We start from the raw sequence: 16,176 nt of genomic DNA, 5'->3' as shown, positions 1-16,176 counted from the left end.
CCAGCGCGATCGGCGGGCGACAGCCGGGGCCACTTAGCGAGGAAGGCGTCCAGCCGTGACGCAGGAGAAGTTCGACCACGAGGACGAGGCGCTGCAGGCCCTCGTCGACGGACTGGTCGCACGCGGCCACGCGGTAACCCTGGCCGCGCACCCTGACCGTGATCCGGGCCATCCTCTGACGGTGGATGGAATCTTCTTGGTCGACAGCATCGAATGGGCCGTCGACCACTGCCTCCTCTCACAGGACAGCAGGCTGATCCCTGCCCTGGACGAGGCCGTCACGAAGCTGACAGATGACCTGGAGGCGGTTGCCCAGGAGTTCAAGTGTGCACTTGTGGTCTCCTTCCAACCGCAGGACCGTGAGCTGGGCCGAGCAGCGATCGATGCCTACTACGAATCGGTCGTAGAGCTGAGCCGCCAAGCGGCCGCCGCCGGCGACTCGAAGTTCAACGATGACGGCTTCACCTCCGCGCAGGTCGTGCCGGGCGCGGCCGGGGTCGACCTGATCACCCTGGCAAGCATCACCGGGAACGCCCGTCTCGACTCGCAGATCACCCAGGGCATCGGCGAGGCGCTGAAGAAGAAGCTGACCAAGCAGCTCAAGAAGGCCAAGGACGCTGGCTTCCCGGTAATGCTGCTGCTCGATCAGCATCCGCGTCCAGGCAGTCGCAACGGCACCGTCTGGCAGACGAGCCACGGCAACACAGTCCTCGCAGCAGTGAAGCCGATCCTGGACCTGCATCCCGGGGTCGTGGATCAGCTCTGGTACCGGCCGCTCGTCGGCCCGGTCCAGCTGCTGCACGAGACCGCGCCAAAGGCGAGGCCTTGAGCGGTTCACATGCCGACGTTGAGCTGGACTTCACCGAGTAAGGGAACCGAAGCAAACCCAATGATCATTCTCGACACGTCAGCACTGACGAAGCAGGGCCCCAACAGTCCGCTCTGGGAGGTGTTCGCCGCGCTCCGCAGTGGCGGGGTGCAGCTGGCGATCCCCGAGGTGGTGCTGTACGAGCTGCTCGCACAGCGCGAACGGGACTACCGCTCGGCTCTGGACGCGGCGAGGTCGGCGTACGACACACTGTGGGCCCTGCAGTTCACGGACGAAGACGGCGTCGCCTACTGGCCGGCCGTGCCCAACGTGGAGCAGCACGTGGACGAGTGGGAGCAGCGCTACCGAGGTTCTCTGACGGTTCTGCCCCTCACGCTCGACGCCGCGCGTGAGGGCCTGCGGCGTGAGGCCTACCGGCTGCGCCCGGCGCGCTCGAGCGGCAAGACCGCGATCGGCAGCCGAGACGCAGCGATCTGGATGACGGTGGTGGAGCAAGCGCGCCGAGGCGGCGAGCCGGTGCATTTCGTGAGCCTCAACAGCAACGACTTCGGGCCCGATGGCAACCTCTTCCCCGACCTGCGCAAGGAGGCGGACGAGGCCGACGCCGAGATCGCCTACTTCAACGACCTGAACAAGGTCCTGGAGAAGTTCTCGTCCACCGACTCGGTGGACGCTGGCGACACCGATCTCGATGCCAAGGTGACTGCGCCTGCGACGGCGGCGTGGCTGCACCAGTACGTTGTCTCGCAGGTCGCATCAGGGCAGTTCAGCGCCGCGGCCGTCAACTTCGATGACCACGAGGGCGTCTTCCTGAACTGGGAGGACTACTTCGAGTTGCTCTCCAGCCCCGAGGTCCAGGTGCTCCGCTGGACCAACGGGGCGCGCTACGGCCTCGCAGACGGCACACACACTTGGGCCGCGACAGTTCGGCTGCTGGTGGTGGCCTATGCCCGCGAGCTTCGGTACCCGCAGGACTCCGCTCTGACGGCCTTCGCCGTCGATGTGCGGCTGCTGTTCGGCGCCGATGCCCTGACCGCGCTGTCGGCCGGCAGCACTCAGGATGTGGCCGACGACGACTACACAGTCGCCTACGAAGCCGCGTGGCGGTACGCCGACCGGTTCCGGGGAGAGATGCCGGCCCCGGCGCACCCAAGCAACCTGCGGCGCGTCATGCAGCGGCCTCCCGGGTCGAGGCTGCCGGACGGAAGCTGATGGCGAGCCAGGGCGGACTCCGGTGAGGCTACTGAACTTGATTGGGTGATGTCGGAGCTGTTCACCCGACAGGGCCGAACTGGTTCCGGTAGCCCTGGGACATGAGGTATGCGCAGGGCGGTGGGTTGACCGACGCCGGGAGGGCCGCGCGGGAGCGGTTGCGGCTGCAGGCTGTGGAACGCTTCGAGGGCGGGCAGAAGAACGGGGAGATCGCTGCCGGGCTGCGGGTGAGTGAGCGGTCGGTGGAGCGGTGGCGCCGGGCCTGGCGCGAGCGTGGGGAGGCCGGGGTCCTGTCCAAGGGATCGCCCGGGCGCCCGAGGCTCAGTGACAAGCAGATCGCCAGGCTGGAGCGGGAGTTGGAGCGCGGCCCGCTGGTCCACGGCTGGGCCGATCAGCGGTGGACGCTGGCGCGGGTGAAGACGCTGATCGGCCGGCTGTTCCACGTGTCGTACACGGTGGAGGGCACCTGGCGGCTGTTGAAGCGGCACGGCTGGTCGTGGCAGCAGCCGGCCCGCCGGGCGATCGAGCGCGACGACGCGGCGGTGGAGTTGTGGAAGAAGGAGACCTGGCCGTTGGTAAGAGCACCGCGGCGGCCCTCGGCGCCTGGGTCGTCTTCGAGGACGAGGCCGGGCAGTCGATGACTCCGCCGCGCGCCAGAACCTGGGGCCGCATCGGGCGCACGCCGGTGGTCCGCGTGCGCGGACGGGGATCCGGCCGGGTCTCGATGGCGGGCATGGCCTGCTACAAGCCGGGCGAACGGTCCCGGCTGATCTACGCGATCCGCGAGTACCGGGGACGCAAGGGCGAGCCGAAGGGCTTCGGCTGGCGCGACTTCCGCGACCTGGTCGTCCGCGCCCGCGTCCAGCTCGGCGGCCCGCTCGTCCTCGTGTGGGACAACGCCCGCATCCACCTCGTGCCACCGCTCAGGGCGTTCTTCGAGGCCAACGCGCACTGGCTGACCGTCTTTCAGCTGCCCACCTACGCGCCCGACCTCAACCCGCAGGAGGGTATCTGGTCGCTGGTCAAACGCGACATCGGAAACCTCGCGGCCGCCGACCTCGGCCAGCTGACCCGGGCCGTCAAGCGCAAGCTCAAGATGATCCAGTACCGTCCCCACCTCGTCGACGGCTGCCTCGTCGGGACCGGCTTGATCATGGATGGCTGACCGACATCACGAGTTCAAGTTCAGAAGCGCCCACATCAGCACCGGAATGCGCTGGAAGTGGGACGACCGATCCGGAACCGTACCAGAGGTGGCGCCGGACGAGACCTGGGCTCGCCCATGGAACGCTGGGGCCGGCCGGTTTCACAGTGCCTCGGTGACAGCTTCGAAGTGACTCAGAGCAGCCTTCAGCTTCTCCGTGATCTCGGCAGCAATGACTCCTGGTGGCCGACTGTCGGGGACGGGCGGTTCCAGCGGCGGGCACACGAGGTCGAGATTGGTGTCCTCGCGCTTCATGAGTTCGTCGTAGATGAACGGCCTGAACCGGTGGTCGGCGCTTTCCTGCCGTGAGCTGCGGTCGCCCATGCGAAGTACCTGAAGGATCTCGGCGGAGCCTTCGGTGTCCAGGTGGCCACCACCAGTCGGTGAGGACCCCGTGCGCAGGTCGTAGACCCACAGCGGGCCTCCCGGCCCCCTCCGCTCGGTGGGCTGCCTGTCGAAGAGGAGGATGCTGGTGCGGACGCCGCGGGCGGTGGGGAAGGCACCGGCAGGGAGCCGGATCAGGGTGTGGACGTCAAAGGTCTGCAGAAGCAGACGTCGTACGTCCCGTGCGGCTCCCGTAGCGAACAGCACGCTGTCCGGCACGATCACTCCGGCCCGTCCTCCTGGCAGGAGGACCGACATGATGTGCTGGAGGTAGTCGAGCGCTTTGCTGCTCGTCCGGACCGGAAGGTCGGCGCGCGACTCGACCACGGACTTCTCCCCGCCCTTCATCGTGCCGAAGGGCGGGTTGGCGATCACGACCGTCGCCCCTGGCATCGGTGGGAGGGCGAAGGGGCTCTCGTTCGTCACGCCCGGGCAGTCGGCGTGCTCGGTGATGCCGTGCAGCAACAGGTTGGCACCGGCGAGGCCGATGAGGGCGGACTCGTTCCCTCTGATGCGCCCGCCTGCGGACCGGGGTTCGGTGCCGGGATCGTGCTCACGGATGTACCGGTGCGCCGCGATGAGGAAGCTGCCAGCCTTGCACGCCGGGTCGGTGATAGTGTCGTCCGGGCCCGGTCGCACCGTGGCGACCACGAGGTCGACGAGGGCACGCGGCGTGTAGTAGTCGGGGTCGCTGCCCCGCAAATGCTGCAGGGCTCGTTCCAGGAGGTCGGACAGGACTTCGCCCTCGTCGTCGGCTGACACGCTGCCGGCATCCCGGGCGAGGCCCTCGTCCAGGACAGCGATGAGCTCCCGCAGCACGACCGGGTCGTCGATGCTCTGGTGTGCGTCGACGAACACGGCGCCCAGCGCCGTCTCGGGGGCGGCGCTCAGATCGTGCAGCAACCGCCGATAGGTTCCGTAGGTGTCGGCGCTGGTAGTGAGATCAGCCCATGCCTCAGCTAGCGCAGCCAACGCAGCCGGGCCCGCAGCAGTCGCCTCGGCCGCTCTCCTGGCGAGTCGGCGGTGGGCTTGCCGGAACAACAACAGGTGCGCTGCGGTCTGCAGGTGAGCACGGCCGAGACGGAGGCCCCCGTCGTTGACCTGCTCCAGGCGACCCCACAAGCGGTCCGCCAGCGAGGGCGCCGCGTCAAGAGGCAAGTTCTCGGGCACAGGACGGTTTCCCATCAGAAGTCGAACTCCTGCTGCTCGTACAGGGCATCGGCTGACACTCCGGACGCGTGGCCGGCCACTGGCCTGGGCCGGGTAACACCCGGTGTGCTCACGGTGCAGAGCTGCCCGTCACCGTCTGCCGCCGTCCCGCCCGGGGCGAGGCGGCCAGAGAACGCCCGGGCGAGAACGGACAGACGAAGCGCGGCAGCTGCCCGGCTCGCGTTATCGAGCAGCGCACCGACCGCGTCCACATGCCCTTTCCAGCGGTCAGCGGCCCGGACCAGTTCCGCCTGGGCCGCAGCGCTTGGGACGCGTACCCGCACGGCCCGGATGTCGTCCAACCTCAGTGTTCGGCTACCCGTGGTCGACGTGGCAAGCGGACGGAGCGGGCGCAAGGTGCTGGGGGCGTTCCAGACCAGCTCGAGGTATCTCGAGTCGATGCCGTAGGGCCTGATGCGAGCCAGGTGGTTCTGGATGAGGATGTCGGGCAGCTGCCCGTGCCAGAGTGCGGCCTGGCCCAGACGGTCAGGGCTGCCGTTCTGGCGTACGACCACGAGGTCGTCCTTCTGCAGAAGGTGGTGCTGGAGGAAGCACACTCTTTCCCTGGGGATGGTGAGGTGCTTGACCTGGTCGAGGTCGACGGTTTCGGGCGCGATGTTGGCGACACGCAGGTAGGTGTGACGGACACCGTCCTCCACTGTTCGGGGCGCCTGGACTCCGCCGACGACGGAAGCGACCTCGTGGATGCGGTGGTGCGAAGCGCTTTCCGGCGGCCGGTTGTCGAGAGTCCCGTCAGCCACGGCGTCGAGGACGCTGTCCCACAACATGCGCAGGTCACTCCGGGTGGCTGCTTGCAACGCCTCACCTGCGTTGATGTCCGCCAGCATGCCTTCGACGGCTGCGCTGATGCGTTGCTGCACCGGCAGCGGCGGAACGGGCACGCGCCACGCTCGCACTGTTCCGGTGTCGAGATGCTTGAGACGCGAGTTCCCCTTCAGCTGCCCGGCGAACGCACCGCAGAGCGCGTCGTAGTACAGGACTCGGTGAAGGTAACCGGGATGCACACCCCGGCCTGGACGCACGCGGATGAGACTGCCGTTCAGGCAGCAGCCCTCCACCTCGCCGCTCCACAGCGCGGAACGCCCCACCAGATGGGGACTCCCTGACTTCCCGGTCATCACGATGTCACCTGGCGCCAACCGGTGCCGGGTCGCCTGATGGCGCGTCAACCACGTCTCCGCGAGCATCCGCAGATCCAGACCGGCCCAGCTGACGTTCGCCGACGTCAGCTGGGCATGGAGTGCGATACCGGGACCGGGGGGACGGACGCTGCCGCTGCCGGCCTGCACCTGGGCGATTTGGTCGATCCGCAGGTGAGACCAGCCCGGTGGGAGGTCCAAGGGAGCGGGCATGCCCGATCTCGTTTCCGCTAGATGATTGATGCGAAGGGTTAGTGGTCGTAGGCGGTCAGCGAGCGCATGACGGGTTGGCCGGTGCGGTCGTTGTGCCAGATCGCGGTGGTCAGGGCGAGGATGCGTTGCAGGACGCGGACTGTCACCCCGGTCGGGGTGCGGCCCTGGTGGCGTTCGAGGTCGAGTTGGGCCTTGAAGGTCTGGTTGACGGACTCGATGACCTGTCGCAGGGGCTTGAACAGGCTGGATCCGGCCCGTGGGGGCTCGCCCTTGCGGGCCGGCCGCAGCAGGTGGAGTCCCCATTCGGCCAGTTCGCGCTCGAATGCGGCGCCGTAGTAGTGCCGGTCGGCGATGAGGGTCTGGCCCGGGAGGGTGCGGACGAGGTCGGATTCGGCGTGGAGCATGCCGAGCAGGGTCTGGCGTTCGTCGGCCTTGGCTCCGGTGAGGGCGAAGGCGACGGGCAGGCCGTGCAGGGTGCACACCAGGTGCGGGCGAAGGCCCCAGAAGTATCGGGAGTGGCTGGCACAGTAGCCGTGCTCGGCCCATCCGGCCAGGTCGGAGCGCTTGGCGGTCTCCCGGGAGCGGCCGCACTCCACCGGTGTGGAGTCCACGACCCACACGCTGTCGCTCCACAGCGAGGTGTCCCTCGCGAGCAGGCGGTTGACGTGGGCGATGAGGTCGGCGGCCTTGCGCAGCCGCCGGTTGTAGCCGGACTGCCCGGGCAGGTAGGGGAACAGGTGCCGCAGGTGGGACGAGGCATGGCGGAGCCAGCGGCGTTCGGAGGTGAAGCCGAGCAGGGCCTGCATCACCGCGAGGGTGACCAGTTCGGCGTCCGTGAGCCGGGGCTTGAGGCCGACCGCGGGCCGCCAGGGTGCCAGATGCGGCGATTGCTTCAGCAGGTCGTCGGTCTTCACGTAGAGTGCGGTCGCGAGGGAGTCCAGGTCAGGCGTCACAACCGACCTTTGGACTCCCTCGCTTCATCTCATGCGCGCCAGCAAGCCCTTCGCATCAATCATCTAGACGCTTCGCCGTCCGCCCAGGGCGGGCAGGGTTGTGGGACATCTGTGGCACGGCCACGGGGGACACGGGCGTTTGCGTACCCGACTCACCATCATGAGGCGCCGGACCGACAAGCCGCCCCGAGCAGCACGGCAACGGGCAGCAACCGGCCGCACCGCCTGCGACGGTACCTTTCCGGTACCTGGCGACACGTCAGGAGATCGACAGTGCAGGAGAGACGAAGTGGTGTCAGGGACGGGGAGCGTGATTCGATCTGATGGGCACCCTTGCTCGAGGGCTTCGGCCCTTCCGGGACGGGCCCGTACGCGACCGGCAGTAGGGGACCTTGCCCTCGCCGGCTGGGTGACGGTCTACGACGCCGTCCCCTCGTCCGTGGCGAGTGGCAGGACGTACTCGCCGGCCAGGCGCGCGAGATGGAGCGGGAGGGGGAGGGCCAGCGGCGGGTAGTCGTCGTGGTAGCGGAGTTGATGGGTCAGGGTGGCCCATTCCGCCGGGCGGTCGGGCACGGCATCGGCGCGCCCGGAGCGTGCCAGGGCCTGCTCCGAGAGACAGCCGAGCACGGTCATCTCCAGGAGCGCCGGGTTCCAGGCGGTTTTCCCGGGGGCGGTCCGGGACTTGGCGGTCGGCACCAGCTTGATCAGGTCCTTCGGCGAGCCCGCCGCGGTGTGCGGTCGGCGCGCGGTGCTGGCGAAAACCCGGTTGTCCGGGGCCTCCGACGCCCAGACGCCCTCGGCGAAGCCGACCTTGGTGAGCGAGTCGTGCGCGTACCAGTCCGCCACCTCGCCCCGTCCGTTGGCGTCCCGTACCAGGACGACCCGCAGATCGGCCCCGTAGACCGCGGCCCGCTGGTCCGGTCCCGTTCCGAAGCCCAGCGTGTCGCGGCTCAGGGCGCCGTTGCGCAGCCTCGGCCAGCACTGGCGGAGGTTGCCCGAACTCACCAGCAGCAGGGTGGGCCGTTCGCGGAGTTGGAAGAGGACGGCACGGATCTGGCGTTCCGCTTCGGCCTGCCAGCGCTGCTCCGCACCACGCTCACCGGACTCGCGCTCCTCCTTGTGCCGCGGGTCCGCCTCGCGGGAGGGGTCGGCGAGTGCCAGCAGCAGCTGCGGGTACGGCACCCACTCGGCCCGCTCGGTGTCCCAGCCCTCGGCGGCCCCGCTCTCGCGGCCCGGCCTCATCCGCACGGCAACGATCCGGCGCGCCGGGCACTTCGTCGGCCCCTTCCGGGTGTGGCGCACCGTCCAGAGTCCGACGTACTGGAGGTCTCCGGGGATGCCGGCCCCGACCCGGTGCGCGGGCGGGCTGATCGCGCCGAGTTGGCGGAACGCGTCGAGCCAGGTCCACTTCGCCCGGTGTTCCAGGCCGGCCTGGCCGGCCTGGCCGTCCTCCGGGAGGTTGATGAACTGGACCAGGCGTCCTTGGCGGGCCCAGGCGATCCGCAACGCGTGCTTGGGATCGGTGTCCGGTGCGGCGGCGTACCGGTCCTTCCCGGCGATCTCCGCGATCACGACACCGACACCGGTCGGCCGTGCACCGACCTGACCGGTCACCAGGGCGCAGCGGCCGGCGACCGCCTCGGCCAACCGGAGGGCCCGGCGCCGGTTCCGGTTCGCGGAGACCGGCAGGGCGTCGACCAGTTCTCCGGCGGGCCGGGTGCGCACCCTGATCAGGACGCCGTCGGCCTCCCATCGGTGACCGTCGTCCGTGGCGGTCCCACCGCCGGGGGGCAGTCCGATGACGCCGGGCAGGGCCGAAAGCAGGGCGTCCCGGGTCCGTGGCGTCTGCCAGACGATCTCGATGTCCAGCGGGCGGCCGTGGAGGGCTCGGGCGAGCGCCGTCCGGCGCAGCATGGCCTTCTGCGCCTCACGGGTGTCGGGTTCCGTCCGCTTGACCGAACGCGGCAGCAGGGAAGGGGTGTTGTGCCTGGTGACCCTGGTGAGGTCGCCCGCCCTGCGCAGCATCGGCCGCAGTCCCGCTTCCACCCAGGCGTCCAGCTCCGACCGTTCCCGCGGCATCAGCCCGGGGCCGACCTCGTGCGGGCCGAGCACCGGGTGGTAGACGATCCCGGCGGCCAGTCCGCGGTGTCCGGTCAGCCATTTCTCCGGCGACTCGAACAGCTCGCCCGGTTCCGGGTACCTCCGGATGATGTCCAGTTCGGGCAGCAGCAGCGCGGGACTGCGGCGGCGCCAGACGAGTCGTTCGGCCCGCCGGTCGAACCCGAGGGCGTTCTCGGCGATGCGGTGGCCGCGGTCCTGGTTCTCGGGCCACGGCAGCGGGGCGTCCAGCAGCACCGTGGCGCCGTTGAGCGCGCGGGGCGCCGCTTCCAGGTGGGTGGCCCATCGACGCACGCCGGTGGCGACGTACACGCGGAACCGCGGGGCGAAGGGCACGGTCTGCACCGTGACGGTCAGCCGGGCCGAGTAGTACCAGGTCCGTCCGCGCCGCTCGTATTGTTGCGGTGGCCAGGAGACCAGTTCGACGCCCTTTCCGGAGCTCACGACGCGGAAGCGCAACGAGGTGCCGCCGGTCCGGTACGGGCTCTCGGCGAGGCGGAAGGCGACGGCCTCCGGGAGGAGGTTGTAGAGCCGTTGCCGGGGCTCGGCGGTCCCCCCGGCCGAGATCACGGTCTCGGTGAGGTCCACGTGTTCGCGTTCCCAGGGCGGCAGCGACACCGCAGCGGCCGCCGGGTCCGCCAGCAGTTCCTCCTCCAGCGTCCCGTCGTCCTCACCGTCGGGGCCGGTCAGCCCGGCGGCCCAGGTGCCGAGTACCGGGGCCAGTACCTCCGGTGGCACCACCTGCCGGGCGTACAGCCAGGGCAGTCGACCGTCGACGCCGGCCTCGCGCCCGGTCGCCAGCACGCCGGGAGCGGTCGCCCGCAGCAGGGAGTTGAGGTGCCGCACGGGAAGCCGGGCCGGCCGGTCCTCCCCGTGGGCGGGCGGCCGGCGGCGGAGGAGCTCGGCGTGGAGGCCGTCTCCGAGGCGGAGCACCCGCAGTGGCTCCTGCCATGCTCCGTGCGCGGGATCCGGTTCGTACGCCACGGTGCGGATCGTTCGGTACATGGGAGTCCTTTCTCCGACTGATCGGGGGATGGCCCGGCGGTCACGCCGCCGGCAGGGGTCGGGCCAGGCAGCGGCCGAGCATGCTTCGCAGCGGCGCGTAGAGGGCCCGGGCGATGAACTGTTCGTCCGCGGGTCGTGCCCCGTCCTCGAAGTAGGGGTCCAGGACGGCGAGGATGCTGTGCAGCAGGCTGCTCTCCGGGCTGTCCGCGACCGGGGGTTCGGCCGCCCGGCCGGGGGCGAAGGCGGCATCGACGAAGACCACCCGGGCCGGCACCCCGCCGCGGACCAGGCGGCCGATCACCTGCCACATCAGCACCAGGACGTCCCAGGTGATCTGCTCGCGGTCGTCGCCCAGGCGGCTCCAGGCCGTCGAGCGCCGCAGCAACCGGTACCAGCGCGACCTCGCGCGGCGGCGCACCTCCTCGGCGCCGGCCTCGATCGTCTCGGCCGAGGCGACCCACCGCGCGAAGTCACCGTCCTGCTGGGCCCGGACGATCCAGTCGTTGACGGCGTGGACCGCGAGGAACAGGTCGTCGGGGTGCGGGTTCGGCCGGGCCAGGAAGTAGACGGTCCCGATCGCCGCCACGGCGTCGTCGTTGAGGATGTTGTGGCCGCGTTCGACGGCCAGGAGTGGTGCGACCAGCACGTCCGCGTTGAGGTCCTTGAGGTGCTCGACGTCCCCGCGCCGCAGCACCCGGGCCCGGTGCGAGGACGGGGCCTCGGCGTCCTCGTCGATCTCCTGGTCGTCCGAGACCAGGCGCAGCACGCGGTCCCGCCAGCGGGGGTTGAGGTTGTGCAGGGTGTCGGCGACCGCTGCGGCCTCCTCGTAGCTGCCGACCAGCAGCAGGATCTGGTCACGGCCGGGCGGCAGGGACAACAGCTCCTCCTCCAGCGGGCCGCCGTTCTCCGCCTCGTCCGCCCCGGCGCCGAGCCGGCCGATCAGGCGCCGGAGCTTGGCCGGCCGGTCCTCCGGATCGGTTCCGGAGATCCTCATCCTCTCGTCGCCGTCGTCGACGAACTCGAAGCGCATCTCGCTCTCGACGGCGATCCGTTCGGTCACCGCCGGCACCGGTTCGATGATCACGCCGACGGGTACCGCGACGTGGTACCGGCTGGACCGGCCCGCCCAGCTGCTGCCGGACATCAGGAGCACGTGGGCACCCGGTCGGCAGTCGACCGAGGACAGCGCGGGCATCGCCCTCAGCAGTTCCCGTCCGACACCGCTGCAGCGGAAGAAGACCAGGTCGCCGCCGCGCACGCCCTCACCGTCCTCCCCGGTGACCCGGAACTGGAAGCCGAGCACGTTTCCCATCGGCGCTTCCGGCACCATCGGGCCGTAGTCGAACGGCCTGCGGTACATGTCGTTGAAACCCAGGCCGAGTGCCGCCTCGACCGGGGGCCACATGGTGTTGACGAGTGCGAGCCGCCGTTCGAGGGCGCTCAGGATCAGTGTGAACTCAAGGCGGTCGGCCAGGTCCTCGAACCACTGCTCCGGGGTCCGCGGCGGCCCGTCGACCGCCTTCCCGCGCCTGCCGTTCCCGTGCCCGCGCTCCGCGCTCTCCTCCTGCCACTGCGCCACGCGCTCCTCGTACTGCTGCCGCTGCCGGGTCCGGAAGCGTTCGTCGAGTCGGAAGCGGTCCTCCATCACTTCCAGGAGCGATTCCCTGGTCTTCTCCGGGTTGCCGGTGTGCAGGAGTTCGTTGAGCAGCGCCGTGAGGTCGGCGAAGTCCTCTTCGGTGTGTCGGGTGCGGTCACCGAACGGGTTGTCCCGGAACGCGTCGAAGAGGTCCCCGAGCGCCTCCCGCGGGGTTCGGTCCGATCGGGCCGCTCCGTCGTCCCCGCCGGGTGGGTACCGCTCGTCGAGGAGGGCGAGTTGCAGGGTCCAGGCGCTGAAGAACCCGAACCTCGTCCACCGGCGCAGGCGGTACTGGCTGACGAGCATGGCGTGCAGCCTGTCCGTGGCCGCGACGACGGTGTTGAGCGCGCCGCAGAAGACCGCGACGTCCCGGTCGGAGAGTTGGGTCCTGCCGCCGGCCGTGAGCTCACGGATCTTGTGCTTGTTGAGCCGGTCGATGAATCCGCGCTGCTCGTCGGCGGCGAGCAGGACGGCCGGAGCGAATGCCCGGTCCAGATTCATCTGCACCCGGTCGGCCTCGTCGACGATCACCAGATCGCTCCGACGACAGGCGAGTTCGAGGTAGCGGATGCGTTCCCCGTTCTGCGGACGCGGCGGGGACGAGTCGAGCAGGCTCGGCATCGTCGCCACCCAGATGAGAGCGCCGACCAGCGCCCTGGCCCCGTGGTGCCGGGGGCAGACCGACCAGTAGGGACAGGCGAGCGACTGCTTCTGCCACTCCGACCGCAGCGATCGTCCGGCCCCGCGCGCGGACGGGGCCGGAGGGCGCAGCCGGGAGCACGGGGCCTCGCCGAAGGCCAGGGGCTCGCCGGAGGGTCCGCCGAGCATGGTGTTCAGCAGGCACGACGTCCCCAGGTAGGCGAAGGCCGGGTCATCGTGGGCCAGTAGCCGCTGCTCGCCCCGCCCGGCCAATCTGCGGTGCAGGCTCTGGGCGTGGCGTTCGCGCCCGCCGGCGCCGAGGACGGGGGCCGCCGCGCCCTCGGTGTACAGGTTGTACGACTCGACCAGCTTCAGCACTTCGGCGACATCGGGCACGACGACGGTCGTCCGCTTCCCGAGGCGGGCCAGGTGGACCGCGATCACGTCCCGCAGCGTGCTCTTGCCCGCTCCGACGATGCCGAGCAGGTGCTGGATGCCGTCGACCGTGAACTCGTCGGCCGGTTGGAAGGTGCCGATCTGTGCGTTGGACAGTTCGAAGTTCCGGAGCCTCCGCTCCCATTCCGGTGCTTTCCCGGAGCCGGTCCGTGCGTGGATGGCGTCCATCTCGGCCGCGGTGCTCCTGAGGTCGTCCATCCGGAAGGTCAGGCCCTCGCCTCCCCCGGCCGGCCCGAGGTCCAGGTCATGGCTGGCCGGTGGGCCCTCGGGGACCTCCGGCAGCTCGACGACAGCCATCGCCCGACTGACCGGGAACCCGTGACGGCCCGCACCGGCGACTCGCTGCCGGGAGCCCGCCAGTGGCGGGGCCGTTCGCAGCAGGCCGTCGTAGACCTGCCAGCGCTCCCGCCCGATCCCGGTCTCGCACCGTACGGGCGGGCGTCCGGGGTCCGGGACCTCGTAGCCGCGGAGTGCGGGATCGACTCGCCGGTAGTGCTCCAGGGCGTCCCGCCAGGCCCGGTTCCGGCCCAGGGTCCAGAGTGAGTGGCGGGCGATCCGCAGAACCCGCTCGACGTCCTCCGGCGGGTCGGCCAGGTACGCCTTCGCGAAGCCGTAGCCGCTGAAGAACACCCAGGCGTGCGCGGCCGGGGCGTCCGGCGTCAGACGCTGCTGGAGGTACAGGCCGAGTTCGATCTGGCAGAGGTACTCGGCTGCCGGCCCCCGCAGCCGGGGGCCGGCGAACTGTCTCATCTCGCTGGTCAGTCGGTGCAAGGGCGGGGTGAGGCTACGCATGGGCTCCCTTCCTGCGGCCGGTGTGATGCTGGTGGATCCGTCGCGCCAGCTCCTGCGGGGCGCTGATCAGCGTCCTTGCCCTCAACTCGTCGGGAAGCGCCGCTGCGAGAGCCCTGCGGAATTCGGTGGACCCGGCTGATCGCCGGGGGAGGACCAGGACGGGCGTCCCCGGCAGCCGGTCCACCAGGTCGGTGAACCTATCGGCCAGCAGGACCGGTTGGACCCGGTCGTAGAAGTGGACCGTGTACGCGCCCAGGCCGGGCAGTCGGTACGAGCCGAGTTCCTCCGGGACCGCCTCGTGAACGAGTCCGTGTGCGGCCAGGGTTTCCAGCCCCGCGTGCTCGACGGCCGACGGGAGCGCGAGGAACATCCGCAGCGCACGCCGCAGCAGCAGCACCCGCTCCGGGTCGCGGACCAGTTCCATCCGCTCCCCCGCGGGGCAGCGCTCGCCCTCGCACCACGTCTGCGGGCCCGCGACCGGCGCGCCGTGCTCCGGGGCTCGCCGTCCGCCGAGCAGGGCCGGCAGTCGGCAGGTGCCGCACCGCAGGAACTTCCCGGCGACCACCAGGAATTCGGGCACTGGCTGGTACAGCTCGCGCACCCGCACCCAGACCTCCTTGTCCCATCCCCGTTCGAACCGGTCCTTCTGGTGGACCGCGACGTGCCGGACGAGGAACCGTCGGCTCCGCCGGTACTGCTCGGTGTTCCTGCACCGCCTCGCCAAGTCGGCCAGCAGCGCCCGGGCCTCCTGCTCGATCCCTCCCCGCCGTTCGTGGGAGGCGAGTTCCAGGCAGGTGCGGGTGGGCGTGACTCCCACCGGATGGACCAGCCTCGCCCCGGCGTCCAGCAGGCCGGGGGGCACTCCGAAGACCCGGTCCCCCGCCGGGCGCCGACGGCACCACTCCAACAGTCCCGGCACGCTGAGCGGCGGCTCCTCTCCCAGGTCGAGGCAGCGCAGCACCATCCGGTCGAGCGCTCGCTGCGCCGGGGGTGGGTAGGGCAGCGCGAACGACCGGAGGCTTCCCCGTTCGCCCGCCGAGGCGACGACGGCAGCGAGCCCGCGGTACGCGCCGGGATCCCGCTCCTCCATCACACCCCCTGCCGGGGGGCCGACTTCGAGCACCAGCGCGACATCTCGCAGCGCGCGCAGCCGCGGCCGGGGTTCGCCGGGTACTGATCGTCCTGGAGCCACCCCTGCACCAGTTCCCGCACGATCCGCTCCGCCGCGGCGCGGGTCTCCGCCGCGAAAGGATCGATCACCTCCAAGTCCGCGCCGTCCGGCCGCAGCACCTCCAGTTCGATTCTCGCCCGGTCCGGCGCGCCACCGAGGTCGCCTCGGACCGACATCAGCGTCGCGAGGGCCAGTTGCGGGTACTGCTCCAGCAACGGGAGGTTCGAAGCGCGCCGCCGGGACGAGGTCTTGGTCTCCCGCCACACCCAGGAGCCGGCGTCCCGGTAGAGCAGGTCGGGTGCGGCGATGACGATCACGTCCGCGGCACTGTCGTGGCGGACCACCCGGGCTTCGGGGCGCACGTCGCTGCCGTCCCGGGTGAGTCGCAACGGGCAGACCGCCGCGTGGTGGCGCAGCAGCCGGGCGCCGAGCTCGCGTTCGCCCGCCGACAGGTCGTATCCGGGTGGCACCCACGATTCCGGCACCTCCACCGTGCACGGACGCGCCGACCCGCTTCCGTGGCACCGGGCCAGGTAGGCGTGCAGCGCCCGGCCGCGTTCCGCGGTCGGGTCGTGCTCGACCGCGTCCAGCGCCGGCAGGTGGAGCCGGCGCATGTGGTCCCGGGCCGGGCAGGCCCGGTAGGTACGCCCGTTGGTGACCGACCAGCTGCGCCGGGGCCGCCCGTCCGATCCGACCCCGAGCAATCCGGGCGCACGGCGCAGGGCGGGGCAGACGGCGAGGAACGGGCACTCGACGCAGGAGGAACCCGGGCGGTACTCCTGGCCGTCCAGCACGGAGGCCAGGGCCGCGCGGCCCCCGGCCCGGTACAGGGCGCGGGCCTCCTCCGGGGTCCCGTCGAACAGGGTGCGCGAGGCACCTCCCAGCAGGGCGAACTCGACGATCCGCACCCGCTCCGGAGCGGGCCCCGGCCCGCCCTCCGCGAGGACCAGCGCCGCCGCGGCCACGAAGCCGGCGGGCGGTTCCCCCGCCCGGAGCCTGGTGGCCGGCAGCCGGAGTTCGCGCAGCTTGCCGTCGGTGGACCGGAGGCGTCGCCCCCACACCGTCAGCCGGTACTCCCGCGCCTGCCACGGATCGCCGTCGCGCGGCCGGTGGCGGTAGATCCACGGTTCCACGTCCTCGTGCAAGGAAGCACCGTCGGGGTCCGCGGGGAAGGCTTCCCGGTAGCTCGCCAGTC

Annotated in this window: 10 protein-coding genes; 3 read left to right on the top strand and 7 right to left on the bottom strand. The window is 70.8% G+C overall.

Annotation, left to right across the window (positions count from 1 at the left end; genetic code table 11):
- Window positions 1–55 precede the first annotated feature (55 nt).
- From KSE_RS33480 to KSE_RS46520, 3 genes are all read left to right on the top strand, one after another.
- Window positions 56–829, top strand: a complete 774-nt coding sequence (locus KSE_RS33480; protein ID WP_014139824.1) for a hypothetical protein — start codon at window positions 56–58, stop codon at window positions 827–829.
- Window positions 830–889: 60 nt separating this feature from the next.
- Window positions 890–2,041, top strand: a complete 1,152-nt coding sequence (locus KSE_RS33475) for a PIN domain-containing protein (RefSeq protein WP_014139823.1) — start codon at window positions 890–892, stop codon at window positions 2,039–2,041.
- A gap of 101 nt (window positions 2,042–2,142) precedes the next feature.
- A protein-coding gene (locus KSE_RS46520) for an IS630 family transposase (protein WP_456236163.1) occupies window positions 2,143–3,206 on the top strand; the annotation gives its coding sequence in 2 pieces (ribosomal slippage) (window positions 2,143–2,590 and window positions 2,590–3,206; 1,065 coding nt in all).
- 141 nt (window positions 3,207–3,347) lie between these two features.
- Here the strand turns inward: KSE_RS46520 and KSE_RS33460 are convergent.
- From KSE_RS33460 to KSE_RS33430, 7 genes are all read right to left on the bottom strand, one after another.
- Window positions 3,348–4,814: an HsdM family class I SAM-dependent methyltransferase gene (locus tag KSE_RS33460; protein ID WP_081539741.1), complete on the bottom strand. Its 1,467-nt coding sequence runs from the start codon at window positions 4,812–4,814 to the stop codon at window positions 3,348–3,350.
- Complete coding sequence (locus KSE_RS33455) at window positions 4,814–6,211, bottom strand: restriction endonuclease subunit S domain-containing protein (RefSeq protein ID WP_014139821.1); 1,398 nt, start codon at window positions 6,209–6,211, stop codon at window positions 4,814–4,816. The genes KSE_RS33460 and KSE_RS33455 overlap by 1 nt, the downstream gene beginning before the upstream one ends.
- Before the next feature lie 38 nt (window positions 6,212–6,249).
- Window positions 6,250–7,164, bottom strand: coding sequence for an IS982 family transposase (locus KSE_RS33450; RefSeq protein WP_014135069.1), 915 nt, complete (start codon window positions 7,162–7,164; stop codon window positions 6,250–6,252).
- A 417-nt stretch (window positions 7,165–7,581) separates the two neighbouring features.
- Entirely contained in the window at window positions 7,582–10,287 is a 2,706-nt protein-coding gene (locus KSE_RS33445) for a pPIWI_RE module domain-containing protein (RefSeq protein WP_014139820.1), read from the bottom strand.
- Window positions 10,288–10,327: 40 nt separating this feature from the next.
- The gene (locus KSE_RS33440; RefSeq protein WP_051055500.1) at window positions 10,328–13,810 is read right to left on the bottom strand and encodes a pPIWI_RE_Z domain-containing protein; all 3,483 of its coding nucleotides are present in this window, start codon (window positions 13,808–13,810) and stop codon (window positions 10,328–10,330) included.
- The gene (locus KSE_RS33435; RefSeq protein WP_148283202.1) at window positions 13,803–14,900 is read right to left on the bottom strand and encodes a pPIWI_RE_Y domain-containing protein; all 1,098 of its coding nucleotides are present in this window, start codon (window positions 14,898–14,900) and stop codon (window positions 13,803–13,805) included. Before KSE_RS33435 ends, KSE_RS33440 begins: the two co-directional genes overlap by 8 nt.
- Window positions 14,900–16,126 (bottom strand): PD-(D/E)XK nuclease family protein, encoded by a 1,227-nt coding sequence (locus tag KSE_RS33430; protein ID WP_197540725.1) that lies wholly within the window; start codon window positions 16,124–16,126, stop codon window positions 14,900–14,902. Before KSE_RS33430 ends, KSE_RS33435 begins: the two co-directional genes overlap by 1 nt.
- Window positions 16,127–16,176 lie beyond the last annotated feature (50 nt).

The organism is Kitasatospora setae KM-6054 (assembly GCF_000269985.1).
Lineage (GTDB): Bacteria > Actinomycetota > Actinomycetes > Streptomycetales > Streptomycetaceae > Kitasatospora > Kitasatospora setae.
Note: the sequence above shows the minus strand (reverse complement) of the source record. Positions and strands in the feature narration are given on the sequence as shown.